A 26,050-nucleotide genomic window follows, 5' to 3' on the forward strand; every position below is an offset into this window, starting at 1 on the left:
AGTATAAAAATAAGAAAGAAATTTAAAAAAGAGGGGGCCATTATGCAATTTGTTTTTCTTGGATTTTTTGATGGTAATCCACAAGCAGTTATTAATCCTTTATTTGGTATGTATTATTGAATTGGCTTATCTATATCATTATTCTTGATAATTAGTTTATTTATTTTTAAAAGGTTTTATGCTAATTTAAGTAAGTGCTATAGTTTTAAATATAGTTTAGGTATTTTTCAAATACTTTTATATATTAGTTTTTATATTGTTCATGGATTGAATGGAGATAATTATCAATGGTATGATTATTTTCCTTTTCAATTATGTTCGGTATTAAATATTACTAGTGGTATATTATTAATTATTCCTAATAAAAGTTTATTTAATATTACTTTTCCTTTAATTGGTCTTGTTATTTTGGCATTTTTATTACCAGATAAAACAAAATGAGTTTTTGGTCCACAGTATTTTCTTTATTGAAATTATTATTTTATTCATATTATTATTCTTTTTTCTTATTTACTTTTATATTTATATGGTCATATTGAATATGACAAAATATATATCAAAAAAAGTATATTATATTTAACTTTATTTGGTGGTGGTGTTTTTATTTTTAATACTTCCTTTGGTACTAATTACTTATTTATTGGAAATGCCGGTTATAAAGCAAGTTTTGGTAAAAAAGTATTAGACACTTCAGTGTGGTTACCAATTTTACGTTTTACATTTATGTCTGTTGTTGGTATTTCATTACTAGTTTTAACATATATTTTTATTATAAAAACTTTATCTCCTTTTTATTTAGAAAAAGGAACAAAAATTAATCGTATTTACAAAGATAAAAAATCATTAATTACAAAATTTTATAAAAAATTAAATTTAAAAGATAAAAAAATAATGAAATCTTAATTAATAATTAAAAAAAGAAAGTGAGTTAATTATGTTAAATTCAAAACAATTTTCAACAATTATCCAACTTCAAAATGAGTTAGATAAAAAAATAATTATTAATCGCGGTGTTAGCGATATTAAAACATTAAATTCTAGATTTTTAGCACTTTTAGTTGAATTAGGTGAATTTGCAAATGAACAAAGATGTTTTAAATATTGAAGTTCAAAACCAAGTAGTGAAAAATCAGTAATGCTTGAAGAATATATTGATAGTCTTCATTTTATTCTTAGTATCGGTAATAGCCTTAATATTGATTTTCAAAATTTTAGTTTTTCAGAAAAAACAAATTATCAAGATCTTAATCTTGCATTCATTGATTTATTTGCTTTTGTTACAACTTTTTTTAAATCAAAATCAAGTAATGATTTTTTTGAATTATTAAATATTTATTTTACAATTGGTAAAAAATGTAACTTTAATAGTGAAGACATTATTTCTTGTTATATTTATAAAAATGAAATAAATCATTTACGACAATCACAAAATTATTAATGGAAATAAGTGATCGTTTTATTTAGGAGATTAAAATGACTAATGTTAAAATTTTCAATTATAATAATACAAAATGAGAGTACATTATTACATATAAACAACAAAAACATATGTATTTAAAAGTGCGCAATGATCAAATTATTATTAGTGCTCCATTTTTTATGCAAGAAAAATTAATTGAAGATTTCATTTTAAAAAGTTTATCTAAAATTTTAAAAAAGAAAACTATATTAAAACCTAATATTGTTATTAATAATAATGACAGTTATCTTTATTTTTTAAGTAAAAAATATAAATTAATTACTAAGTATCATTCAAAAAAAACCATTATTTATTTTGAATTTAATAATTTGGTAGTATGCACAAATATTCAAGATGATAAGCAAATATTAATTAAAATTCAAAAATTTTTAAAAGAAGAGTCAAAAAATATTTTTATGAGTCGTTTACAATATTGATCAGAAATTATGAATATTGAGTTTTCAGTACTAAAAATTCGTTCGATGTTAAATAAATGAGGTGTTTGTCAACCAAATACTAAAATCATTACACTTAATTATAAATTAATTCATTTTGATTATGCTGTAATTGATTATGTTATAATTCATGAGTTAACGCATATAATTCATGCTCATCATAAAAAAACATTTTGAAATTTTGTTGCTCAATATTGTCCAGATTTTCAAGATTGTCAAAAAATATTAAAACAAGGAGTTATGGATGAAACAAATAACCTCACTTAAAAATCCAATAATTCAAGAATTAGTTTTATTACATGAAAGAAAACATCGCAATGTTAAAAAAAAGTTTTTAATTGAAGGAGAACATTTAATTAGTATTGCATTATTAAAAAAAAGATTACTTGCAGTATATGTTGATGAGAAGTATTTAGACAAATATGCAAATTTATTAAAAGATTGTAATAATATTGAAGTTATTGTTGTAAATAGTATGATTATTAAAAAAATTTCACAACAAAAAACACCACAACCAATAATTGGCGTTTGTAATATTGTTAAACCTTTAAATTATTTTTATTCTTCTCATATTATTCTAATTGATACAATTCAAGATCCAGGTAATTTAGGAAATATTTTACGCAGTGTTACTGCTTTTAATATTTCTGAAGTATATTTATCGAATGAAAGCGTTGATTTATATAATCACAAAGTAATTAGTGCAAGTCAAGGAGCTATTTTTTATACTAATGTGTATTATGAAAATTTTGATCAATTTTTATTAAAAGTAAAAAATGCAAATTATATGATTTATGGTACATTTCTACATGAAGATAATAGTACTAATTTATCTGAAATTACCTTTAAGCAAAAGAATGCTTTTTTATTTGGCAATGAAGGACAAGGCATTAATAAAAAGTATAAAGATAAAATTAATAGTAATATTTATTGGGAGCGTACCGATGTTGTCAATAATATTCAAATTTGTCTTAAAATTATAAAGTTAGACGAGAATAATTTTGACTTCAATATGCAATTGTATGTTAATCTTAACACTTGAAAAATATTAGTCAACAATAATACTTACTTTTATAACTCAAAAATTCTTATTAAAGCATCTTTAATAAGTTTTTAATATGTTATAATGTAATAAAGTCCTTTAAGATAAACCGTATACCGTTATGATTACTAAGCGTATGTAAAGTACGTGGTCTCTTAGGCAAATCCCTTAATTAGGGATTTTTATTTTAATTTATAATAACTGGATGGCAGTATTTATTTGATAGCATTTAAAATTAACCATTTTTGTATACATATCAATGTTATAAGTTCTATCACCAATCATATGCTTTAAAATTTGTTTAATATTAGTTTCAGTAAAGCAACCAATATTTTCAACTAATGCTTGGTTTAATACACCATCTTTTGCATTAATAAAATAACCAACTTTTAATTTTTTATATTGTAAAGTTAATGATTGTAAAAAATCAATTAATTCATAATATTCACCTTTGGCAAATAAATTTATTGCATTTTGATAGTGTAATTTAGCAATTTGATTTTTTCTTCTTCCAGCCATGATACCAAGAAATAAAACATGAAAAGCATGAAATTTATCTAAAATAAATTTGGCATTTAAAATTGTAGCAGTTTTTCTAATTCATTTTGCACTATCACCACAAACTATTAAATTTGCTTGGTCAAAGTTTTCAAAAAATAAATTACCATATTTTTCTATTAATTTTGCGGTTTTTTCAGCACCAATTTCTGTTTTTGAAACTCTTATTTTACAAACTGCTCTTTTATTAATTAATTTTCCATTTTTCTTTTTACCAGTACACATTACTATTAATCTCATCGAACATTTTTTACAATTTTTAGTATTGTGTTTTTCATTAAACTTAAATTTTCGATGACCATCATCAATATTTACATATAAATTTTGATTTGGTTGTAATGGTATTTTGGGAATATTTGCTTTTGGTAATTCAAATTTTTGATATCTTCTACAAACTGTACTATTACTTATTAAATCTTCAATAAAAGTATCACAAACATCACGATACTTTTTACCATCAGCAAAATATTTTAAAATTTGTTTAATAACATCTGGTGCTAATTTACTATACTTTTTAACACCAAGATATATATCTAATAATGAAACAAATTCCTTTTTTTGTGTTTTTGGGTTATAATATGTACAAATACGTCGTTTATAATTTAATAAACCTTTTTTTGTTTTTAATTTTCTTTTTCTAAATCTATATGATTTATATAAAGATTTATTACATGTATTTCATAAATAATCATCTATTTTTTTAAATAATTCTTCTGTTTGTTGTAAATTTAATTCATCTTGATTAAAATAGTGTTTGTCTCAATCAAAATGATTAGGGAATGGTAGTGTTAACATTTTTAATGTTCCTTTCTTTTAAATAATTTAATTTTAACTTATATATGTTAATAAGGAGTAAATATGGCTTTTATCACTAGTTATGCACAATTAAATAAAAAATATAATCTTAATTTTAGTGATAATAATTATGGTTTTAGTTGAGATATTTTTAAAAAATTTGTTGGTGATGAATGAGCCGAATATTTTACTACTAATTGTTTTTATCGTTTTATACCAACAGCACGTGGAACAAGAAAAACTTGAAATTGCTTAGCATTTGATTTATTTATATGTTGTAATTTTAGTGATAGTAGTGTTCAAGAAGTAAGAAGATATGAAAATACTCATAGTGAAACTACAATTGGTGCTTTAATGAATGTTTGTCAAGTTTTATTAGATACATATAATATTAATTTACTACCTAATAATCCACATGGAATTAAATGAAAAATTACTAAGGATGGTGGTTGTATTATTTTTCCTAATAATCAACAAATTGACTTTATTGGTTATGCTAATGGTAATAAAATTTTTGGAAAAGAAGCAGGTGGTTCAAGTTTTTTAGGTTCAAGAACAGATGAAATTATTATGGCAGAAGAAAAAGAAACATTAACTGAAAAGCAATTAACATATCGATATGAACGTTTACAAAACTCTATGTTTAGAAGTAATCGTATTAAAGTATCAAATGAACCTATTAAAGAGTGAAGTTGAACATTTATTGATAAAAATATATATAGTTCTACCTTTGGACAAAAGATTACTCGTTATTTTTATAAAAGTTTTTTCATTACTTTTACATGTAATCCATACGATAAATACCATCCATTTTATTTAAAGTATTGCACGCCATTTTTACCATTAAATGATAAAATTATGGAAAATCTTAAAAAAGTTGGTAAAGTTTATTATGAAAATAAAGAAATTTTTAGTGGTTTAGGTTTATTTATATTAAGATTTACTATTCAACCATTTTGAAATAAATTACCAGACATTCAAAAAAGAACATTATTAGAAATGAAAAAAAGTAATCCCGATGAATTTAATACTGTTTTTTATGGTTTTGAATTTTTAGATAGTGATGCAACAATTTTTCCATTTCAAAAAACAGTAAAATATTGACAACCATATGATTTAAAACAATTTTATAATGAAGAAAAAGATATGTATAAATTTGATTTTTATTCAGTTGGTGTTGATTGAGCAACTGGACATAAAGACCATACTGTATTTATGATAGTTGGTTTTAAACAATATAATAATACTGGATATTATGATGCTTATATTATTTGTGAATTAGTAGTTACACCTAATGATTTTATTAATGAAAATGAAAAAATTAATGCTTATGTAAATGAAATTTTAGGATTAATGGATAATTTTGAAAATTTTGACCAAGCAATTTATTTTTATGATGATAAAGCAAGAACAGCAATTGATTGATTAAATCAAAAATTAATAGATGAGCATAATACTATTCTAATAACACAAACTGCTATTAAACATGCTTCAAATTTAAATCAAGAAGCAGGATTAACTAATAGAGTAGTTTGAATGAGAAATATTATGAGTTATGGAAACTTTTATGCAAATCAAGATGATTTACCAAAAACTACTCAATGTTTAGAAGAATTACGTTATGATGAAACAAAAACTAACATTCCTGATAAAAATATGTACCAAGACCCTTACGATGCTTTATTTTATTCACTATATCCATATAAAAATGTAATTAGGGGTAAAAATAATGCTAGTGTCAAAAAAAGCATCTTCACATTTGCTATATAATAAACAAGTTGAATATCATTAATAGTATAGGTATCACAAAATAAACGCCTTTTATTTAGGCATTATTTTCCATTTAAAAGCATACTTGTAAAAATAATCAAAAATAGTACAATTTATAAGTAAAATCAAGGAAAAAAGGAGAAATTTATTATGAAAACATGAATAAAAACAAATTTAAGTAAAATAACATTAGCATTAGCACTAACTGGTGCAGTAAGTGGAGTAACTGGTTTAATAATTGGTTCAATAGCACATAATAAAGTAAATGATTTAAAATATTACTTAGATTATGATGGTAATGTTCACTGGAGAGGTCTTGTACAACAATATGAGAAAGAAAAACAGATGATATTCATAAAATAACTTTATATTTATCTATTAATCCAACTTATCCTAATGTTGATATAAAGTGAGATGGAATTTATCCAGTTGGATATTTCAATAAAAAAATCTAAATTTCTAAATTTATATAAGAAATATTTTCGTTATATTTATCAAATAAATTAATATTAGTTAAATTTATTTCTTGTTTATCAGTTATTAAAATTAAATCATAATTTCCAGAGCCAAATATACCACTAAGTTCAATCCGATTTAAGTTATTAATCGGATTTTCGATTTGTAATTTAAATTCACTATTATTATCAATTTGTGCAATTTCTTTATAAAATTCTAATTTAGAAAATAATTGAGATTTATTTGAACCATATAAATTTAAAGCATTTTCAATTTTATTTTTATCAATAATTGCTCTTGTAAAATACTTACCATATTCACCATTACCTAGTGTTCAATCAGCAGGAATTAATGATGGAATATTATTACTTTCTAATTCATTTGTAATAGATAGTCAGTTAAATTGGTTATCATCTAGTTTAAATAATTCATTTTGACTAATATCATTATTTTTTAATTTAATATTATTAATATTTGTAAAATCAAAATATTCAGATTTTAATATTACTTTTACATCTTTAAATTCTCAAACATCAGTTGGATTTGTATGAATTGGATTTGATTTTAATTCAAAATAATAAGGTAATAAAAGTTTATAATCATCATTCAAACCCTTATTAATTGAACTAGTAGAATAAATATATTTAGAAAGCATATTTATTATTTTTTTTAAAATTTGTATTTGTTGTAATTTTACATAATTTGGATAATCTAATTCCCATTGTTTAAATAAATTTGTAATAACTTCTTCTGGTTTTTGTCCTTCAAATTTAGTACGTAATTCTGCTATTTTTGAATTTAAAGTATCTGGTTTAAAACCATCAAAATTCCTATTATAATTATATGTATAACTTAGCATGCCTAATAATACTTTTTGTAAACTATCATTAGTTGGTGCGTCTTTTATTTCAATTTCAATATCATCAAATTTATCATTTGTAGCAACATAACTATAAAATTGACTTTCACCAGCAAAATTTCAAACTTCTTTATCTTTTAATTCTTTTTGTTTTTTTAATGGTCACTTACCATCTCAAACAGTACCCATTTCATATCCTAATCAAGCATGTGTCACTCTTGCATTTTTAATAACTTCTCTTCTTGTTTCAGTTCCAGTACTAATTTTAATTAAATCTAAAACTGATTTTTCTTGTCCTATAAATTGTTTTGCTAAGTTTCAAGGTAATATTTGTTCACTAAATCATTGTTGTAATATTCTAACTTTTGGTTGAGTTTCAATAGGCATTGATAATAGCGGAAATGCTATCTTATCTTTAACAAATAACTTTGGGTATACTTCCATATTGTCAACTTCACCAAGTACCTTTATATTGCCAAAAATCATGCTTCTAGGGGCTTTAATTTTTAAACCAGTAACTTTTGTATCTTTATCTAATGGTTTTTGTAATTTAATAATGATTGGATAACCATCTCTTGTTTTAAAATCTTTAATTTTAATAATAGTTATACTTTTAGTACTTCTAGTTTTTGGATTTTGATAAGGTTGTGAATAATTATTAATTATATATAAATTATCAATATTATTTTCAGTTAAAGGTTCATTTATATTAACTGCATATAACTTAAATTGATTTAATAAATTTATTTCTTGAAATATTAAATTTTTAATATCAGTCATACTATATTCAATTGTATTATCATTAATATTAGTACTTGCTCTTTGATTTAATTGCATAGTAAAATCAGATGTTTCAACAGCAGTAGTTTTTAATACTTTATCAATATCAATAAAACCTATTTTAATAGTATTTGCTGAAAATTTTAAACTATTATTTTCATTATTTTTAAATAAACGTTCAATTTCATAAATATAAATTGTTCTTTTTTTAAATTCATCATATGCTCTATTAATATCTGGGTCACTAGTAGCACCCATCATATTTGTAAAATCATAAGGAATATTATCAATTAAATAATCATTTTCTACTTCTGCTTGATTAAGTTTAGTTTGTTTCTGTGGAAACTTCGTTTGTGGTTTGTTGTTGTTTTCCATTGTTCTCTCCTATTAATTGGTTATTTTCGGGATTAAATAATTTTAATTTAACAGTTAAATTATTAATTTCTTGTTCATCATTAATATTAAATGTTTTACTATTTAATAAATCTTTATCTAAACGTACTAATATTTGAATAAATTTAAGAATATCAATATTAAATTGCCATAATTTTTGTTCAATATAATTAATAGTAGAAATATTTACAGCTGTACTTTCGGGTACTGATTGTTGTGCAGATTTCTTTTGACTTGGTATATGAATACCACAACGTTTAAATATTTCATTAACATTTCAATCATATATATCAGTTAAATTTTTACCTTTAAAATTACTATTTGTCATATTGATATTTTCGTTTTGTTCATTATTATCTCCACCACTTTTAAATATGTAGTTTTTAGTAACTAATGTTCTTACTGCTTCTTCTAATGCTGATTGAACATTACCATAAGTTTGACTAAATATAAATTTAGGTGAATTTAAAATGGTATCTAAAACAATTTGTTCATAAATGACATCTAATGCTTTAATTTTATCCATTACTTTATTACAATCTGCTAATTCATTTGCTTTATTTCGCATAATTGCTATTGGTATATAATTAATATTTAGTGTTTGTTCTTGTTCTAAATTAGGATTATTACTATATTCTTTAAAAGATAATGGAAATTGTTTTTTATTATCATTAATACTATAAATTGCACGATTAATAGTTACTTGTTCATTATTTAGTGTATAAATTTCAAATAATCTTACAGTTTGTGCATTTTGTTGATAACTATCATAAAAAATAGTACATTGAATTAATTTACCAGTAATATCATAAACTCTTTGTTGTATATCCACTACTTGAAAATATAAGTCATCATTAGCAATATAAATTAAATAACCACTAATTCCTAATTTACTTAACTTAAAAATAGAATTTCAATTTTTTCTATAAAATTCTTGTTGAATTAAATATTGTTTAATAGTTTCATTATTAATATCTAATGGAGCATTATATAAATTAGCATTATTTTCTGCTACAAAATCAGTAAAATAAGTTTCATGATTAAAATCATTAAAACCAAAATAATTTAAAATAGAAGCATGTGTACTTTTATTTTTATTAGTTAAAAATTTTACTTTTTCATTTTGATTATCACTAGTATTTGTTTTATCTTTTCTTTTAAATAAACTTAACATAATATTCACCACCTTTCTAAAATATTTGATTAATTTTTAATATTATTTTTACAATGATAAATATAATTAAACCCGCTGTTGCTGATGACAGAATTACTCCAATTAAACCTAAAATAATTTTTATAATTTTAAAAAACATAATATTATTCTTGTAATTCTTCTAATTTTCATACATTACCTTTTAAATTACCTTTTCCACTATAAATAGTAATAAATTTAGCATGTTGAACTGATAAAATTACTATATTAGCACTATCATTAAAGGTTTGTATTGGTACACCAGCAATTTTTTTATCAGTTATAATAAATTCTTGAATAGTATAAACTGGATTATATATACTTCAAGAATAATAAACTCTATAATGTTTATTCTCTTGAAAATAATAAGTAATTTGTCAATTATCTCATTTATTTTTCTCTCTTGTTCCTACTTCTTTTCAATTTGAACCACTTGGACTTGGTGTTGGATTATTTTTTAATTCAATATCTCAAATATTTTCTTCTATTTCATTTGTAGTTAAACTACCAGACCTTATTTGTAATTTTGATTTAATATCAACTTTAATAGTATCTTGTAATTCTTCTAATGAAAATATATTCCCATATTGTTTATTTCCACCAATAATAATTAATTGACTTTTATTACCATCAACAGTTCCTAGTTTAATAATTAATGAAGCATCTTCATTATCAATTTTACCTTTAACAAGCATATAATCTCCACCTATATATGCAGAACTCTTAAACTCTATTTTTAGTTTTACACTTGTTTGATTAAAAGGTGGTTTATCTCATGTTATAAATACTCTATAATATTTATTAAAACTAAGAGCAAAATCTTCTCATGTACGATTATCAAGACTTTTACCTATTATTTTTCAATTTTCTTTATCTTGTTTTTTATCAATATTACTTTTATTTTCATTAATAGCACCAACAACTGTTTTATTAGTAGTTTCTAAATTAGGAATTTCTTGACCAATAGCATTCATAGAAAAAGCAATTGGAAATAATGCTTTTGTATCTTCTAATTTTTTATCTATTTCTTCTTTTTTATAATAATCAGTTAAATCAGTAGAACCACCAATAGCACTAATTTTATTATTTTCATCAATAGTTATATTAGTACCAGCAATTAATTTATTTTGTTTTTTATCTAATAAATTATTAGTTTCTAGTTTTGTATAATAATCACGTTCAGTATTTTCTTCTGCTATAAATTCAGTTGGTGTACCTATTCCTTGATATTGATATATATTATGAATTATTGGTTTATACTTTTTTGTGTTATTAGTAGCAATAAACTTTATTAAATCAACATCATATAATAATGTTACTTTATCAATATTAACATCAATATTTTCAATTATTATTTGCTTTTGTTCTATTTGACTATTAGTAATTCTTATATTAGATTTAGTTAATTTATTATTACTTATAATAAGTTGTTTACTATCGATAAAATAATATGTTCAATCAATAATATATCATATATCTGTTTTAATATTTTCATTTTTAACTTTCTTTCATAAAGGACTAGTTTCAATATTAAATCAATTATTTTTAACATCATTAATATTTTCATTTGCTTTAATTAATTCAGTATTTAATTTGGTAATTTCATTTTCATTAGTAGTAATTCGTTTTTGTTGTTTAGCAGAAAAATCACAAGTTGGTGCATGAGTAAAATCACCAATTTGCGGATTATTTTGTAATGCTTCTGGTGGTAATGTTCCAATTTCATCTGGTCAATCTAAAATCATTGTTTCAGTTTCTTTATCATAATCTGTTGCAACATAACCTTTATTAATAAATTTACTAACAGGACCTCTATATATTTCATTTTCATTATCATCAACTAAATCATCATATAATTTAATTTGTTTTGATAATGTAAATTCTTTTTGTTGTTCAATTAATTCATCAACTTGATTTCTAGTATAAAATGCTTTTAAGTCAATTTTTTCAACATCTATTTCATCATCATTATAACTTGAAAATATTTGTTTTAATTCTGTTAATCTTGCTCATATTTTCATTCTACTAGGTGCTAAATCTCAAACATTAATTGTAGGAGTACTATTTGCACTAAATTGAGTACCATTATTAAATTGAATAGTAGCATCAACATTAAATTCAATTGGTGTACGATTAAATACTCAATGTTCAACCATAACATAAACCATATCTCTTAATGTTTCTTTAATTAATTCATCTTTAAAACTATCGAAAGGAAATTTAGATAAAATAAAATCAAGATAAGCATTAATATCATTTTGAGCACGAATAGCAAAAGTTTTAAATCAATCATTAACATTAGATCATGTTTGTATATATTGCTGTGGGGTTTCTGTAATTTTTCCAGTTAATGGATATCAGTTATTATAATTTTCAAGACTGACATCAGTTCAAAGTTTATTAATCATAATTTATCATTCCTTAAAAAATGCTTTTTTATAATGCTTAGTTTTTGTTTTAGTTTTTCTATGTGAAATATGGATAATTTCTTTTTGCAACTTTTTCTTACCCTTTTCTACAACTTGACTATATGCAAATTTTTCTAAATGATGTAATAATCCAGTACCAAATAAAGTGTTTACTGAAAATTTTAAACCAACATTTTTAAATGATTTGTTAATATTTTCAATAGGATTATTAATAACATTTACTACTTTATGATAAGTTCTAATAGTTCTAAATATTTCTCTATATACTTTAAAACTATCTCTAATTACTTGTTGAACAACTGGTGGAGCAAATGCTATTGCTTTTAATCATTTATTACGATTAACACCATAACCAATGTATCAACCACTATATCAACGATATCAATGAAATGGATGTATTTGAGTAACAAAAGTTTTTGCTTTAAGAATACTATCAACAACTGTAATTGGTTTATATTTAGGATTACGATGATAAATAGTAATTGCACATTTATCTAATGACAAAGGTTGAATTTTACAACCCATAAATACTGGTGAATTTAATGGAATTAATTGTGCGTGTTTAATTGCTCTTTTTTCTGCACTAGTAAATAAATCAGTTGCTTTTTCTTTTAATTTATTAATTTTTTCAAATGCTTGTTTTTCTAACTTTTCAAATTTTTCTTGTAATTTATATATACTTTCTCTTATTTTTTCAAAATATGGTGTATCTTTTCAAAATTTATTTAAACCTTTTTTTAAATAAAATCTAATATCAAAATATTTAAAAGTTTGATTTGCTTTTAAAACAAGTTGATGAATAATATTATTTTTAAAATTAAATTTAATAGCATTAGCACGAATTTTTTGTAAATCTAAAATTAAAGTTTTTCCATATCTATTTTCTGTATGTATTGTATGAACTAAATTTAATCAATCATGTTGATTCATTTTTAATACTTCTTTTAAATCAGTATTAAATTTTTTTAAAAAGTTATTTGCTTTTTCAATATCTTTAATTTTAAATTTAGGAGTTAATTGTGGACTTAGTTTTATTAATGTATTTTGTAATAATAAGTGTTCCATTAATTTTTCTGTTTCTAGTTTTTGAAAATTATTTTTATATTGTCTTTCAGCAACATAACCTAAATCTCGTAATACTGTTTCACGATTAGGAGTAAAACTATAATTCATTAAATAACGTTTATTACCAATAATTTTATCTGTTAAAATTTCTTTTCCACTTACTTGACTAATAATTTCTTGTAAATTTTTTGCTTCTTTAATTCCCACTTGTTCTAATGTTTTAGTTTTTTGTGCTAGTTTAATAAATTTACTTGTACGATAACCACGACTAATTTTATTAAGTCCAGCAAATGCTGGTAATATATTAAAAAAAGTATTTAATGGTGTTACATTTCCTTTTAAATAATCATAAACTTGATTAATAGTAAAATCAGTTAAAAATTCTACACCAACAGCACTAATACTAGTAATTAAATCACTTGCACCTAATCCAAGGGCTACACTTTCACTTAATCCACCAGTAAAAGGAGTGGATGGGTTACACTTTATTGGACACTAATTACATAGACAAGTGAACAAATTAGTTAAAAGAAAGGAATTATAATTATGGTCACTATTAACTCATATTCAGATGAATTTAAAAAACAAATAGTAGCTTTATATCAAAGTGGCAAATCAGTATCTTGCCTTGTTAAAGAATACAATGTTACAAGAGCAGCTACTTACAATTGAATTAAGCAATTTACTAATTCAGGTAGTTTTAAAACTAAAGATAATCTTTCAGATTTAGAAAAACAATTAATTCAAGCAAATAAAGAATTAAAACAGTTACGAATGGAAATTGATATTTTAAAGCAAGCAGCACTAATAATAGGCAGAAAGTAGAGATTATTGCAAATAATAAATCTAAATATAAAATTCGCACAATGTGTCATTTTTTAAAACTCTCTAAATCAACATATTATTTTAATTTAAAGAAAAAAAATAAAATTCAAAATAATATTTATGAACAAGCTGTTATTAGTGCTTTTAAAGAAAATAAAGAAGTTTATGGTACTAGAAGATTAAAAGTCATACTAGCAAACCAAGAAATTTATTTATCACGCAGAAAAATTAAAGAAATTATGAATAAGCATAATTTAATATCAAAATACACTAAATTATCATTCAAAAATTATCATAATAAAGTCAATGATAGTCAAATAACCAATCTTGTTAATAGAAACTTTAATAATAGAATTAAAAATGAAGTTATTGTTAGTGATTTAACTTATGTTCAAGTTAATGGTAAATGAAACTATATTTGCCTATTAATCGACCTATTTAACCGCGAAATTATTGGACATAGTGTTGGAGTTAAAAAAGATGCATCATTAGTATATCAAGCATTTATGCAATCAAATCACTGTTTAAAAGATATTGAAATATTTCATACTGATCGCGGTAATGAATTCAATAATAAAACTATTGATAAACTTTTATTAGCTTTCAACATAACTCGATCTTTAAGCAAAAAAGGATGTCCTTATGACAATGCTGTTGCTGAAGCAACTTTTAAAACTTTCAAAATTGAATTTATTAATGATAAAAATTTTACATCATTAATCCAATTAAAATTAGAATTATTTGATTACATCAATTGATATAACAACATAAGAATTCACAGTACTCTAAACTACCTAACTCCAATTAGTTATCAAAAACAAATGTCTACCAAAAAATAGTCCTAAAAAGGGTTGCCATTCCAGAGCAAGTGCTACTGCTATAACTTGTACACCAATCATTTCTAAAATTTCTCATCAAAAACTTTTGTTTTCTTGTTGGTTACTTGTTCTAGTATGTTTTGGTTTATTTATGTTTAAAAGTATTGCTGTACTAGTTGTACCGATTGGCATAATATTAATTTCCTTTATTTAAGAGTTATTTTAATTGGATTTGTTGTTCCTTTATAATTTAAGTCATTAACATTAGCAGTAATGGTTATATATAAGTCACCTGCTTTTTGTTTTTGATTACTTACATTAGTTTTTCCTTGTGCATCACTAAAATATTTAATAGTTGGATTTGTTAAATTAGGATTTAATGATTTAAGTTCATTAGTACTTTTTATTTGTGTATTTAATTCACTATTATTGTTATTAACATTTGCAGTAATATCAGTTGTTAAACTTGTAATTTTAGTTTTTAAATCATTTTTATCATTATTAACAATTGCACATAACATTCAGCGTGAAGTTGTTTCTTCATCTGTTATATAGGGTATTGATTCACCAGTTACTTCTCCACCAACTAAATATCTTCTTCCAACTTTACCATCAGCAATATCTTGAACATATACAACTGTATTTTGTAACATATATCTTTTCATTGCTCTTGGTGTTGCTAAAACAAAAGACATAATTTTAGTTTCATTATTATCAGTAAATGTCATATAATCATCCATTACAATTTGACATAGTACACCTTTGATGTATAAATTATTTCCATTTAATCTTAATTGTTGAGCAATTTGATTATCAGTAATTAGACCTTTATTATTGGCTAAATAAACAATAGTATCATAAAGATTATTAGTAATAAAAAAACGACAATTATTACTATTTCTTAGTTGAAATAAAGTATTTCAAGCATCTAACATTGATTTTAAATATCCTAATGGTGTTTTATCAGTAATGTCTATTTTAGTTGCATATTTTGCAATTACATTTGTATCATTATTTGCTAAATAATCTGCTAAGTCATTAGCAACTTCATATTGCATTGTATTTAATAAATTTTGTCCATTTTCAGCATTTAAATCAACATTAGCAATTATTTCACCCGCAACCGCTTCTTCTTTAATTTCTTTTAAAATTTTAACAGTTTCAGCATAACTAACATCTAATCCTTTGCTTTTATCATTTCATTTTAATACTTTAATTTCTGAATTTTTTGGTTTTTTAACTATAAATTCAATTTTTGTTGAATTAACCATTTCGATAGGAAAAAAACTTGATCATGGTGAATTTGATTGTTTATAAAATTCTATAAACTCTGGTGCTTCTACTAATTTTTCGGTATTATCTAAATTTTTATTGAATTGTATTGCCATTTTTTGATTTCCTTTCTGTTATAAATTATTATTTTTTTTATAATCCAATAATGTACTTTTTATTGAATTTTGTTGATTTGTTATTATTGTTTGTTGTTTACCACCTGTATTAATTATTTCTTTAAATACTGGTTGTTCTTTAATAATTTTTTTAATAGTTTCTTCAATTTTTGAATTTTCTAAATTATTAGTTTTAAATTTTAAAAAATCATAAAATTCAGTTTTAACTTGATATTTTTTAAATATATTAATTATTTCTTTTTCTTTAATTTCTTGATTAAGTTTATTTAACTTATTTTCTGCTTCATTAACTTTATTTTCTATTTCTTGTTGAGCATTATTTTCAGTTAAAGGTTCAGTTGTTTGTTGAACATTATCTTCATTTTCTAACATTTAACATTCTCCTAATCTTATCCCAATAATCAATCTTTAACTAATTGTGGCATTTCACTTATTAATTTTTTATAATCATTAACTGCATTTTCTAATGTATCAATATCAGAAAATTTAAAACAATTATCAATATGTAAATCAAAATCTCTATCAATACTAATATCTTGTTTTCTATATTTTTCATTAAATTCAATTTTTGTCATATTATTTTTCTCCTTTATTAATCTTTTCATTTAATTTTGCTAATTTTTTTTGATGTTTTATAATTTTGTTATTTGCTCTAACATGTTTTGGAGTTGTGATAAATCTTTTTAATAAAACAATAATTTCTCTGCAAATTAATGTTCCAACACTTGTTCCAATAATTATTAATTCATGTAAAAATTCTTTCATTTCAATATTTTCCTTTCAATTATTTATTTTTTAATTATTCATCAAATTGACCACCATTAATTCTTTCAATCATCGATTTTGAATTACTTATAATGCTTACTAATAAGGCAATTTCTTTATTTAATTGTTCCATTCTCTCTTTATATGTCTGAATTTCATTATTATAATATTCAAGTAATTTTTCTTTATTCATAAATTATTCACCTCCTTTATAAACTCATGTGATTATAATCTCAATTTAGTGAAGCATTATCATGATTTAATGGTACTTCGCTCATATTATCACTACCATATTGACTAGTTGTTTCACTATTAATAGTAAATCTATTATCATTTACTAATCTTGATGTTTCATCATTAAATGGTGTTTCTTGCATTTCTTCAATATGATTTGTAGTTTCCATAGGTAGTAAATTATGGATAATTTCATTTGCACCAGCAACTATTGTAGGTATAGCATAAGCATTATTAAAATCATTATTTATACCCATTGCAACACCACTTGATATTAAACATCCACCAGTAGCCATATTACAAATCTTTCTTATTGTTTCAAATTTATTAGGTATTAACTCAGTTAATCCACTAATAAGATTTGATATACCATAAGCATTTAAACTAATATATGTATCTCAATCCATTAATGACTGATTTTCTTGTTTATTTAATAGTAATCATGGAGGACCCTCAGTTGTAGTTGTAGTAATTATTGGCATTGGTGTTGGTGGAATAATTGGAGTAATATTATTCTTTGTTCATTTACTATAATTTGCTAATCCAATTGTTCCTAAACCTAATAATATTTTTTTAGAACTATTAATTAATTTAGTTTTAGTATTTGGTCTTTGATTTAAATTTCAAATATCTAAACCTAATTTTTTACCAAATAATAAACTATTAATTGAACCTAATACTGGATTTACAATCACTTGACCATAATAAGCACTTGTACCAATCATTGCACAAATTGGACTTATACCAGTTCTAATTAATTTAGTTAAAGTATAATTTGATTGTGTATTTTCTATACTTGGCATTTTAATCTCCTTTAATTTTCTAATTTTTTAATTGTTACTTTAATTCAACCTTGATAAACATCATTATCACCAACTATTAATGCAACATTACTTTCTGGTTCAGAAACAATTATGTGTTTTGATTTAACATTTGGATATTGTCTTAAAATAATTGCTCTAATATCATTACTTGTATGAATTGCTTTTGGAAATGGTGATAATATTTCAATTTCATCTTTATTTTCAAACAAAGTAGGTAATATTATCATTAATTATTTCTCCTTATTTTTAATTTGATTAGCAATTTCATTTAATATTTTTAATACTTTATATTCATTTTTTAATTCTTTAATAATAAATATTAAAAATATTATTAGTGTTATGCTTGTTATTAATATTGGTACTATTAATAAAATTTTTCATAATATCATTTTTTTACTCTTTTCATTTTTTAAATCATTTAACATTAATTGAACAAAATGCACGATTTTTAGGAATGTTTAAAGTATTAAAGATTTGACCAGTTACTATAATTTCATCATTTTTGTTTAATAAAATACAGCGTCTATAAAATTTTGGGTTGTTAAAAATTAAAGTAACATAGTTTAATCCATTTCACTGACCTCGAACACTATAATATAATTCTTTATTACCTTTTTCATAATATTTTGCTTCAATAGTGTTACTTAGTTTTACTGTTAATTTGACATAATTTACTTTCTCTTTCATCTTTATAATTTCCTTAAATAATTATCAAAAATTAATATTTTTTTATGATTTTTTAAATAATATTGAATATGCTTATAAGCATCTTGTTCATGTTTTGTTAATTTTATATTTCCTTTATATTCTGTTATTTTATTTTTATTTTTTGGGTGATTTTCGAAATAATCTCAGTTGAAAACATCTTGTACTAATACCATTAATGCACCAATAATTTTAGGAGTTGCTAATGGATTAGTTAATAATTGTTTTGAACTTAAAAAGAAATTTTCTACAATAACTAATATTTTTTTATTAATAAATTTTTCTTTAATTAATTGAAATTTTTCTTTATACATATTTTTAGTTCATAAAACAGTTAATGTATTAAACGTTTCATTAAAAATAATATTATTAGTTTCATTTGAATAAATAACAATTCCATTGTTGCCAATTCCAGCGGGGTCAATTCCAATAATTAAGTCATATTGCATAATTAATCAAATTCACCATTTTTAATTTTTTCTTGTAATTTCATTATTAATTTAAGTTTTCAATTACTAATATTAATTTTAATTTCACTACTAATATCATCTTTAAGTAATTCCATAAATTCATTTTCAAGATAATTAATTATTTTTTCTTTATTCATATTTATACCTCCTACTTAACCTAATATTTAAAATACAGTCATAACAAATTGCTTTATTATTTTTATCTCTTAAAAATATTTTCTTGTTTTTTATATCCTTAGTATTAAAGAATAAATAATCTAATTTATTTTGTTTACATGTTCAACAAAAATACTTTTTCATTATGAGTTGATTTTTCTTTATAGGAAGTAACTATATAATTAATTGGTAAATCATCATGTTTATATGGATTATTTATTTTAAAATCTTTTCTGTTCTCTTCTCACGTAATGTTATATTTAAAACAAGGATTAGTAATTTTAGTTTTGTTATCTGTTATTTCACCAATAAATCAACTATTATGCTGTTCATAAAATGTTAATGGTTCAAGTTTGATATCATTAAGATAATATTCTTTTGGAGTAATTGGTTGATTAACAGTTATTTTTTGGTCTTTAATATAGGGTTCTAATAATTTTATTAATTCATTACCACTTAATTCTCTTTTAATATTTTCTAAATTAAAAACTCAATATGTATATTTATCATCAGCAATAAAACTATTATTTTTAACCATTCATTTTGGACATTGTAATTTATATTCACCATAATCAATAAGAATAGATTGTGGTTTATCTTTTACAATTTGTTCTTTTTTAAATTCTATTTGCATAATAATCCTTTCCTAATATGTTCTGTTGCTTCTAGCATAAAGAACATATATTTTGATTTTTTAATTATTAATAATCACACTATTCGTTTTTTTCATTCCATGAAAACTGGGCTCAAAAATAAATTATGAAATTTTAAAAATAAATCGAGGCATTCGATTCAATATTTATTTAATTTATGTTTAATAAATTAATATTTTAATTGAACCGGCACCGCTCAATTTTTTTTACAAGTTTGAAATTTATTTTCTCGCCCAAAAAAATTTTTCAAAAAAAATAAAAAATAAAACCAACACTTGCTCACTGGGGAGTGGCAAGGTTGGTTAAATAAAGAATAGAATTAATACAATAGGTCCCTACAACAGGTCTATATATACTAGTTTCCAATTCGCTCCCACCCCAAGAATTACCATTAATGGTTAGTATATTTTATTAGGTATCACTCCACTTTTTATTTATTCATGCAAGTCCACATGCTAGCTACTATTTTTAACAACTGTGTTGTAGTTCACTTTTTTAGTTCCCTAACACGTGTTGATAATAGCGTTAAAGAGGTTTATTAAAAATTTTAAAATTTTACAATTACAAAAAAAAGACAAGATTTTTATTCTCATCTTTTGTCATTTATTTTTAATTTAAGGATTTAAAAAAGAAAGGAGCTATTTTTAAAACTTTTTAGTTATCGACATCTTCGACACGCTCCCTTTTTATTCCAACTTCTTTTAATGTTGAATCATTAAATTTAGCAACAAGTATAGCAATAGTAACGTATTGCTTATTTACTAGTAATATATTAAAATAAATTATACTTATTTTGAATTATAAAAATTTAATTATACATATTAACAAATTAATGGAGGAATAGAATGTTAGCGGTTAACGATTTAAAAAAAAGATTAGAAATTATTAGACAGCAAGCATTTAATAATATTGATGAAGTTGCTGATTTACATAAATTGCAAGTTTTAAAATCACAATATTTAGGTAAAAATTCGGATATTAATAATATATTAAAATCTTTAGAAAAGTTTCCTCATAATTTTAGAATTGAAATTGGTCAAGCAGCTAATAAATTAAAAAAAGAAATTAATGAATATATAATAAAAAAATTTAATGAAATTGAGAAAGATAACATTAATAAGCGTCTTAAATCTTCAGAAATTGATTTAACACTACCGGGTATTGATTTTAATATTGGTCACATCAATCCTCTATTAAAAACTGTTACCGAAATATCTGAAATTTTTAAAAATTTGGGTTATCAAATCATTAGTGGTAATGAAGTAGAAAATGAAGAATATAATTTTAATCGCTTAAATTTACCATTTGATCATCCAGCAAGAGATATGCAAGATACTTTTTATCTTGAAAATAATAATGACAAACTTAATCGTTGATTATTAAGAACACACGTTACAAATATGACTGCACGCATTCTTAGCGAGCAAGATAAAAATTCAAAAGAAACCACGGCTATTATTAGTTTAGGAAATGTTTATCGAAAAGATGATGATGATGTTACTCATTCTCATCAATTTATGCAAGTTGATGGGTTTTTAGTTGGTTCTAACATTACTTTTGCAAATTTAAAATGAACATTAAATTATTTTTGTCAGCAATTTTTTGGTATGGAAACTAAAACAAGATTACGTCCTAGTTATTTCCCATTTACGGAGCCTTCAGTTGAAGTAGATGTAAGTTGCCCAAAATGTAATACAGAAGGTTGTTCATTATGTAAGTATACTGGTTGAATTGAAGTTTTGGGTGCTGGTATGATTCATCCAAATGTTTTTATTGCTGCTGGTTTAGATGAAACAACAGCAGGTTTTGCCTTTGGTGTAGGCATTGAAAGAATTACTATGATTAAATATGGCATTGACGATATCAGATTATTTTATAATAATGATTTTCGATTCTTAAAACAATTTTAAAAATTAAAAGGAGTATAAAATAAAATGATAGTTTCACGTAAAATCATTTCGCAGTGATTGAATATTAATAGCATTAAAGATTATGAAATCGTTGATGCTTTAAATAGTTTAGGTTTTGAGGTTGATCAAGTAAAAAATTTAATGTTTAGTAATACAAACTTAGTTGTTAGTCAAATTACTAAAATTACCAAACATCCTAAATCGAATAAATTAAATATTTGTGAAGTAACAGTAGGTACTGAAATGTTAACTATAGTTTGTGGTGCACCAAATGTAGTTATTGGTATTAAAGTTGTTGTAGCAAGGATAGGAAGTGTTTTAGGTAATGGTCTTACTATTGTTGAAAGAACAATTCAAGATGTTGTTTCTTCAGGAATGCTTTGTTCATTAACAGAATTAGGATTAAGCGGTATTGTTCAGAATAAAGAAGAATTAAGTGGTATTATTCATTTACCAGATGATGCAATGATTGGTAATATTAATCCGTTACAATATTTAAATTTAGATGATACAATTTTTTTTATTGATTTAACAGTAAATCGTAGTGATTGTTTGGGGATTTATAGTATTGCTAGAGAATTAAGCGGGTATTTTAAAATTCCTTTAAAAAACATGGAAGTTAGTAGTATAGGAAAATTTGATAATAAAAGTCAAGTTAGCGTTCTTAATGGTAAAATTCAAGCTTTAGCAACATTAAAGATTGAATTTGATGATAAATCTGTAATAACACCAATTTGAATTAGAAGAACACTACAACTTGCAAATATTGTACCCAAAACTTTATCAGAAGATATTATTCATTTAGTAATGTTAGAATTGGGTCAACCCTTAATTACTTTTAGTGCTGATGTTTTAAAAAAACCATCTTTAAATATTTCGCCTAAATCATACCCAGAAGGTAATTTGCAAATTAAAGAGGGCGATATTTTATTACACGATAAATATTTGGCTTTTAGTGTTTTAGGAGTTAGTCATAATATTGAATATGAAGTTAAACCAAGTTCCAAAGAAGTTTTTATATTTTCAATTAATCCTGATGTTACCTTAATGAGTAAACAAGCAAAACGACATGGTGCTCTTATTAATACATTATTAGAACGTTTAACAAGACCAGTTGTTCCTGACTATTATTTAATTGCTTTACAACGTTATTTGTTTATTTTAGGACAATTGCAAGTTAAATATGAAATTACCGGTTTTAGTAATGATGTTCCTTATCAAGTTAAAACAAAAGTGATTAACTTTAATTTTAATTTTATTAATAAAATTTTAGGTACAAAATTTGAGGTTAATGAAATAATTAATTATTTGACTATTATTGGTTGTCAAATTGAAATTGATGCAAAAAATCAAGAAATTTTAAAAGTAACAGTTCCTAATCATCGTAGTGATTTAAATAACGCTAATGATTTTAGTGAAGAAGTTGCCAGAGTATTTGGATATGATAAATTACCAGTTATTAAACCACAATTTAATGTATCATTTAAGTCACCAACAGCATTGGAAAATTTAATGATGAAATGAAGACAACATTTAACAAGTTATGGTTTTAATCAAGTAAAAACATATAGTTTAACAAGTATGCAGAGATTAAATGATTTTAATTTTTTTAAATATAAAATACCTGTAAAATTAGAAGCACCGTTGACATTAACAAGAGAAGTTATGCGTTTTAGTTTGACAGATAGTTTATTAAGAATTTGTCAATATAATTATGCACGTAAAGAAACACAATTAAAAATTTTTACTGATGAAACTGTTTATACAGGTGATGAAACTGATGATAATCATCATTTAGCTTTTATGATTATGGATAATTTTTGACCAAAAATTAATGCTAATAAAATTACTAATAGTACTTATTATTTTATTAAAGGTTTTTTAGATGGTTTTTTAGCAAAAGTTATGTCAAATTTATTTAACTCTATTGTTTATAAAAATAATAATTCTTTAATGCATCCGTATTTAAGCGCAGATATTTTTTATGAGCAAGAACATATTGCTACTATTGGCGCACTGCATCCACAAACTGAAAAAATAATGAATGTTGAAAAAATATTCTTAGCAGAAATTAATTGTAGTAAGTTAGTTAAAATCATAGAAGAACAACAAAAAGTAGTTTCTAAATTTAAGCTTTGATCAAAATTTAATACTTTAAGTCGTGATATATCAATTATTGTTAATAGCGATATTCAATTTTCTGATGTAAAAAATGCTATAATGTTTGCAAATATTGATTTTTTAGAACAAATATCTTTGGTAGATTTTTATAATGATGAAAAATTAAAATCACAACATCAACACTCATTAACTTTTAATTTGAAATTTAATAGTCAAGAAGAACAATTAGATGAAACAAAAGTAAGTGGACAAATAAGTAATATTCAAGAAATATTAAAGAAAAAATTTCAAGCAATTATTCGTTAAAAATATAACAAAATATTAAATAATAACATTAATATATTTTTTTATTATATTAAATTTTAAATTGGGTGAGATGATATGAAAATGTTAAACAAAGATAATTTAAGCTTTTATAAAATGGCATTATTATTTATGATTCCAATTTGTGCACAATCTTTAATTGAAACATTAATAAACTTAATGAATAATTTTGTGGTTGGTCAATTTGGAAATGATGATGCTATTGCCGGAGTTGCATCATCAAGTAATATTTATGATATGGTTTGATATATCTTTTTTGCTATTGTTGCTACTGGTAATATTTTTACTGCTCAATATTTAGGTATTAAAGATAAGAAGAAAATTCAAGAAACTACTAATATAAAATTATTTTATACTTTAATTTTTTCAATATTTTTTGTTGTAATATTAGAATTATTTAGTAAACAAATTATGGGAATAATTCTTGGTGCTGAAGATAATTCTCATCAAAATGCTATTGGTATTGCTGAAGAATATAGTAAATTAATTGCTTGAAATTACCCATTATTAGGTTTTGCTTTTATTATGTCAATTACTATGAATACATGTGGTAACGTTAAAATACCATTGATAACTTCTATTTGTTCATTACTCTTAAATACATTTTTAGTTTGTATTTTATCATTACCATATAGTGGGGGACCACAATTAGGCATTGAAGGATTAGCAATAAGTTTAATTATTTCAAGAGCAGTAGAATGTTTTATATTGTTAGGTTATTTAATTTATAAAAAACCAAGTTTTGCTCCTAATTGAAATATTTTTAAATTTACAAAAGATTTACATAAAAAATATATTATTACTTTTATTCCTTTATTTGCTAGTCAAGTATTATTTGGTGTTTCAGTAGTAATGTTAACAGCTTTATATTCTCATTTTGGTGATACTGAAGTTGTTGCCGCTGTGCAAATTGTTGGTAGTGTTGTTGCTATTTTTTATTCTACTTTTAGGGGATATAATGCTTTAGTTGGCTATGCTGTTGGTAGCAAGTTAGGTTTAGGAGAACTAGTACTGGCTAAAGAAAATGCTAAGAAGATATTAAAATTGAGTTTTGCTATTTCAACTGTTATTGCTTTAATTATTTTGGGTAGTGCTTTTTGAGTTCCAAAAGTATTATTTCCAAATTTATCTAATAATGCTATGAAACTTGCAGTTTGATATATGGCTTTTTCAGCAGTAACTTATTTTTTCATTAATATGATGCAACCATTATTTAGTTTTCTTTATGCTGGTGGCTATACTTTAATTATTAGTATTGCTGATCTATTTTTAATTTGATTTATTGATATTTTTATTACTTTTGCTTTATTGCAGTGAACTGACTTAAGTATTAAAATGGTAATTATGATTTCGTGTTTAAGTAAATCAGCTGATTTTATTTGTGCTTATGTATTTTATAAAATAATTCCTTGAAATAAAAATATTATTAATTCTAAAGTAGAAAGTGTACCTCATCCGACATTTGAACCACATGGATAATATAAAAATCCCTTTTTAATAATAGATTTATTTTAATAACTCTGTTTAAAAAATTTTAAAAAAATTCTATTATATTTTAGAAAATAAATTCATATTTATCGTTT

The 26,050-nt window shown here is 22.9% G+C and carries 28 protein-coding genes; 10 read left to right on the plus strand and 18 right to left on the minus strand.

Features of this window, described 5'->3' with window-relative positions:
• Positions 1-42: 42 nt before the first annotated feature.
• Genes AAHM95_RS04605 through AAHM95_RS04620 form a run of 4 tightly spaced genes read left to right on the plus strand, consistent with a single transcriptional unit; the run spans position 43 to position 3,031 of the window.
• On the plus strand, positions 43-903 hold the full coding sequence (locus tag AAHM95_RS04605; RefSeq protein ID WP_342274243.1) for a TMEM164 family acyltransferase: 861 nt from the start codon (positions 43-45) through the stop codon (positions 901-903).
• A 31-nt stretch (positions 904-934) separates the two neighbouring features.
• Positions 935-1,438: a dUTP diphosphatase gene (locus AAHM95_RS04610; protein WP_338960903.1), complete on the plus strand. Its 504-nt coding sequence runs from the start codon at positions 935-937 to the stop codon at positions 1,436-1,438.
• A gap of 35 nt (positions 1,439-1,473) precedes the next feature.
• Positions 1,474-2,181 carry a M48 family metallopeptidase gene (locus AAHM95_RS04615; RefSeq protein WP_342274244.1) on the plus strand — a complete coding sequence of 236 codons (708 nt, stop codon included), beginning with the start codon at positions 1,474-1,476 and terminating at the stop codon, positions 2,179-2,181.
• Positions 2,159-3,031, plus strand: coding sequence for a TrmH family RNA methyltransferase (locus AAHM95_RS04620; protein ID WP_342274245.1), 873 nt, complete (start codon positions 2,159-2,161; stop codon positions 3,029-3,031). The genes AAHM95_RS04615 and AAHM95_RS04620 overlap by 23 nt, the downstream gene beginning before the upstream one ends.
• Positions 3,032-3,148: 117 nt before the next feature.
• Here AAHM95_RS04620 and AAHM95_RS04625 read toward each other — a convergent pair whose 3' ends face one another.
• Positions 3,149-4,309 (minus strand): Mbov_0401 family ICE element transposase-like protein, encoded by a 1,161-nt coding sequence (locus AAHM95_RS04625; protein WP_342273757.1) that lies wholly within the window; start codon positions 4,307-4,309, stop codon positions 3,149-3,151.
• Positions 4,310-4,372: 63 nt separating this feature from the next.
• On the opposite strand from AAHM95_RS04625, the gene AAHM95_RS04630 reads away from it, so the two are divergent.
• Positions 4,373-6,079: a hypothetical protein gene (locus AAHM95_RS04630; RefSeq protein WP_342273756.1), complete on the plus strand. Its 1,707-nt coding sequence runs from the start codon at positions 4,373-4,375 to the stop codon at positions 6,077-6,079.
• 150 nt (positions 6,080-6,229) lie between these two features.
• A complete protein-coding gene (locus AAHM95_RS04635; RefSeq protein ID WP_342274246.1) occupies positions 6,230-6,442 on the plus strand; it encodes a hypothetical protein in 213 nt (70 codons plus the stop codon).
• 88 nt (positions 6,443-6,530) lie between these two features.
• Here AAHM95_RS04635 and AAHM95_RS04640 read toward each other — a convergent pair whose 3' ends face one another.
• The 4 genes from AAHM95_RS04640 to AAHM95_RS04655 all read right to left on the minus strand — a co-directional run bounded on the left by AAHM95_RS04640 (position 6,531) and on the right by AAHM95_RS04655 (position 13,460).
• The gene (locus tag AAHM95_RS04640) at positions 6,531-8,549 is read right to left on the minus strand and encodes a hypothetical protein (RefSeq protein WP_342274247.1); all 2,019 of its coding nucleotides are present in this window, start codon (positions 8,547-8,549) and stop codon (positions 6,531-6,533) included.
• Positions 8,500-9,741, minus strand: a complete 1,242-nt coding sequence (locus AAHM95_RS04645; protein ID WP_342273753.1) for a hypothetical protein — start codon at positions 9,739-9,741, stop codon at positions 8,500-8,502. The genes AAHM95_RS04640 and AAHM95_RS04645 overlap by 50 nt, the downstream gene beginning before the upstream one ends.
• Positions 9,742-9,884: 143 nt before the next feature.
• Positions 9,885-12,167, minus strand: coding sequence for a hypothetical protein (locus AAHM95_RS04650; protein ID WP_342273752.1), 2,283 nt, complete (start codon positions 12,165-12,167; stop codon positions 9,885-9,887).
• Between the two features lie 3 nt (positions 12,168-12,170).
• Positions 12,171-13,460 (minus strand): hypothetical protein, encoded by a 1,290-nt coding sequence (locus tag AAHM95_RS04655; RefSeq protein WP_342274248.1) that lies wholly within the window; start codon positions 13,458-13,460, stop codon positions 12,171-12,173.
• A 339-nt stretch (positions 13,461-13,799) separates the two neighbouring features.
• Here AAHM95_RS04655 and AAHM95_RS04660 point away from each other — a divergent pair.
• Positions 13,800-14,917, plus strand: a protein-coding gene (locus tag AAHM95_RS04660) for an IS3 family transposase (RefSeq protein WP_338975281.1) whose coding sequence is annotated in 2 segments (ribosomal slippage) — positions 13,800-14,070 and positions 14,070-14,917 — 1,119 coding nt in all. Because the reading frame shifts where the segments join, the coding sequence is not laid out codon by codon here.
• On the opposite strand, the gene AAHM95_RS04665 is transcribed toward AAHM95_RS04660, so the two are convergent.
• From AAHM95_RS04665 to AAHM95_RS04725, 13 genes are all read right to left on the minus strand, one after another.
• Positions 14,873-15,088 carry a hypothetical protein gene (locus AAHM95_RS04665; protein WP_342274249.1) on the minus strand — a complete coding sequence of 72 codons (216 nt, stop codon included), beginning with the start codon at positions 15,086-15,088 and terminating at the stop codon, positions 14,873-14,875. The genes AAHM95_RS04660 and AAHM95_RS04665 overlap by 45 nt on opposite strands.
• A gap of 14 nt (positions 15,089-15,102) precedes the next feature.
• Positions 15,103-16,284: a hypothetical protein gene (locus tag AAHM95_RS04670; protein WP_342273787.1), complete on the minus strand. Its 1,182-nt coding sequence runs from the start codon at positions 16,282-16,284 to the stop codon at positions 15,103-15,105.
• 18 nt (positions 16,285-16,302) lie between these two features.
• Entirely contained in the window at positions 16,303-16,677 is a 375-nt protein-coding gene (locus AAHM95_RS04675; RefSeq protein ID WP_338961095.1) for a hypothetical protein, read from the minus strand.
• Between the two features lie 17 nt (positions 16,678-16,694).
• Complete coding sequence (locus tag AAHM95_RS04680; protein ID WP_281748210.1) at positions 16,695-16,880, minus strand: hypothetical protein; 186 nt, start codon at positions 16,878-16,880, stop codon at positions 16,695-16,697.
• A gap of 1 nt (position 16,881) precedes the next feature.
• Entirely contained in the window at positions 16,882-17,070 is a 189-nt protein-coding gene (locus AAHM95_RS04685) for a hypothetical protein (protein WP_174481134.1), read from the minus strand.
• A 34-nt stretch (positions 17,071-17,104) separates the two neighbouring features.
• Positions 17,105-17,263 (minus strand): hypothetical protein, encoded by a 159-nt coding sequence (locus AAHM95_RS04690; RefSeq protein ID WP_281747961.1) that lies wholly within the window; start codon positions 17,261-17,263, stop codon positions 17,105-17,107.
• A gap of 16 nt (positions 17,264-17,279) precedes the next feature.
• Positions 17,280-18,107, minus strand: coding sequence for a hypothetical protein (locus AAHM95_RS04695; protein WP_342273794.1), 828 nt, complete (start codon positions 18,105-18,107; stop codon positions 17,280-17,282).
• Between the two features lie 11 nt (positions 18,108-18,118).
• Positions 18,119-18,355, minus strand: coding sequence for a hypothetical protein (locus tag AAHM95_RS04700; RefSeq protein WP_339041654.1), 237 nt, complete (start codon positions 18,353-18,355; stop codon positions 18,119-18,121).
• Between the two features lie 3 nt (positions 18,356-18,358).
• Positions 18,359-18,517, minus strand: a complete 159-nt coding sequence (locus AAHM95_RS04705) for a hypothetical protein (protein ID WP_342273785.1) — start codon at positions 18,515-18,517, stop codon at positions 18,359-18,361.
• Positions 18,518-18,521: 4 nt separating this feature from the next.
• On the minus strand, positions 18,522-18,815 hold the full coding sequence (locus AAHM95_RS04710; RefSeq protein ID WP_342273784.1) for a hypothetical protein: 294 nt from the start codon (positions 18,813-18,815) through the stop codon (positions 18,522-18,524).
• A 2-nt stretch (positions 18,816-18,817) separates the two neighbouring features.
• Positions 18,818-19,282, minus strand: coding sequence for a hypothetical protein (locus AAHM95_RS04715; protein ID WP_342273783.1), 465 nt, complete (start codon positions 19,280-19,282; stop codon positions 18,818-18,820).
• A gap of 2 nt (positions 19,283-19,284) precedes the next feature.
• Positions 19,285-19,440 carry a hypothetical protein gene (locus tag AAHM95_RS04720; protein ID WP_342273782.1) on the minus strand — a complete coding sequence of 52 codons (156 nt, stop codon included), beginning with the start codon at positions 19,438-19,440 and terminating at the stop codon, positions 19,285-19,287.
• A gap of 134 nt (positions 19,441-19,574) precedes the next feature.
• Positions 19,575-20,093 (minus strand): hypothetical protein, encoded by a 519-nt coding sequence (locus AAHM95_RS04725; protein WP_342273781.1) that lies wholly within the window; start codon positions 20,091-20,093, stop codon positions 19,575-19,577.
• Positions 20,094-20,957: 864 nt separating this feature from the next.
• Between AAHM95_RS04725 and pheS the strand changes: the two genes are divergently transcribed.
• The 3 genes from pheS to AAHM95_RS04740 all read left to right on the plus strand — a co-directional run bounded on the left by pheS (position 20,958) and on the right by AAHM95_RS04740 (position 25,946).
• A complete protein-coding gene (gene pheS / locus AAHM95_RS04730; protein WP_342274250.1) occupies positions 20,958-22,022 on the plus strand; it encodes a phenylalanine--tRNA ligase subunit alpha in 1,065 nt (354 codons plus the stop codon).
• 24 nt (positions 22,023-22,046) lie between these two features.
• Complete coding sequence (gene pheT / locus AAHM95_RS04735) at positions 22,047-24,449, plus strand: phenylalanine--tRNA ligase subunit beta (RefSeq protein ID WP_342274251.1); 2,403 nt, start codon at positions 22,047-22,049, stop codon at positions 24,447-24,449.
• A 75-nt stretch (positions 24,450-24,524) separates the two neighbouring features.
• Positions 24,525-25,946 carry an MATE family efflux transporter gene (locus AAHM95_RS04740; RefSeq protein ID WP_342274252.1) on the plus strand — a complete coding sequence of 474 codons (1,422 nt, stop codon included), beginning with the start codon at positions 24,525-24,527 and terminating at the stop codon, positions 25,944-25,946.
• The last annotated feature ends 104 nt before the right edge of the window (positions 25,947-26,050 follow it).

It is taken from the genome of Spiroplasma endosymbiont of Phycita roborella (assembly GCF_964031195.1).
GTDB lineage: Bacteria > Bacillota_I > Bacilli_A > Mycoplasmatales > VBWQ01 > Spiroplasma_E > Spiroplasma_E ixodetis_A.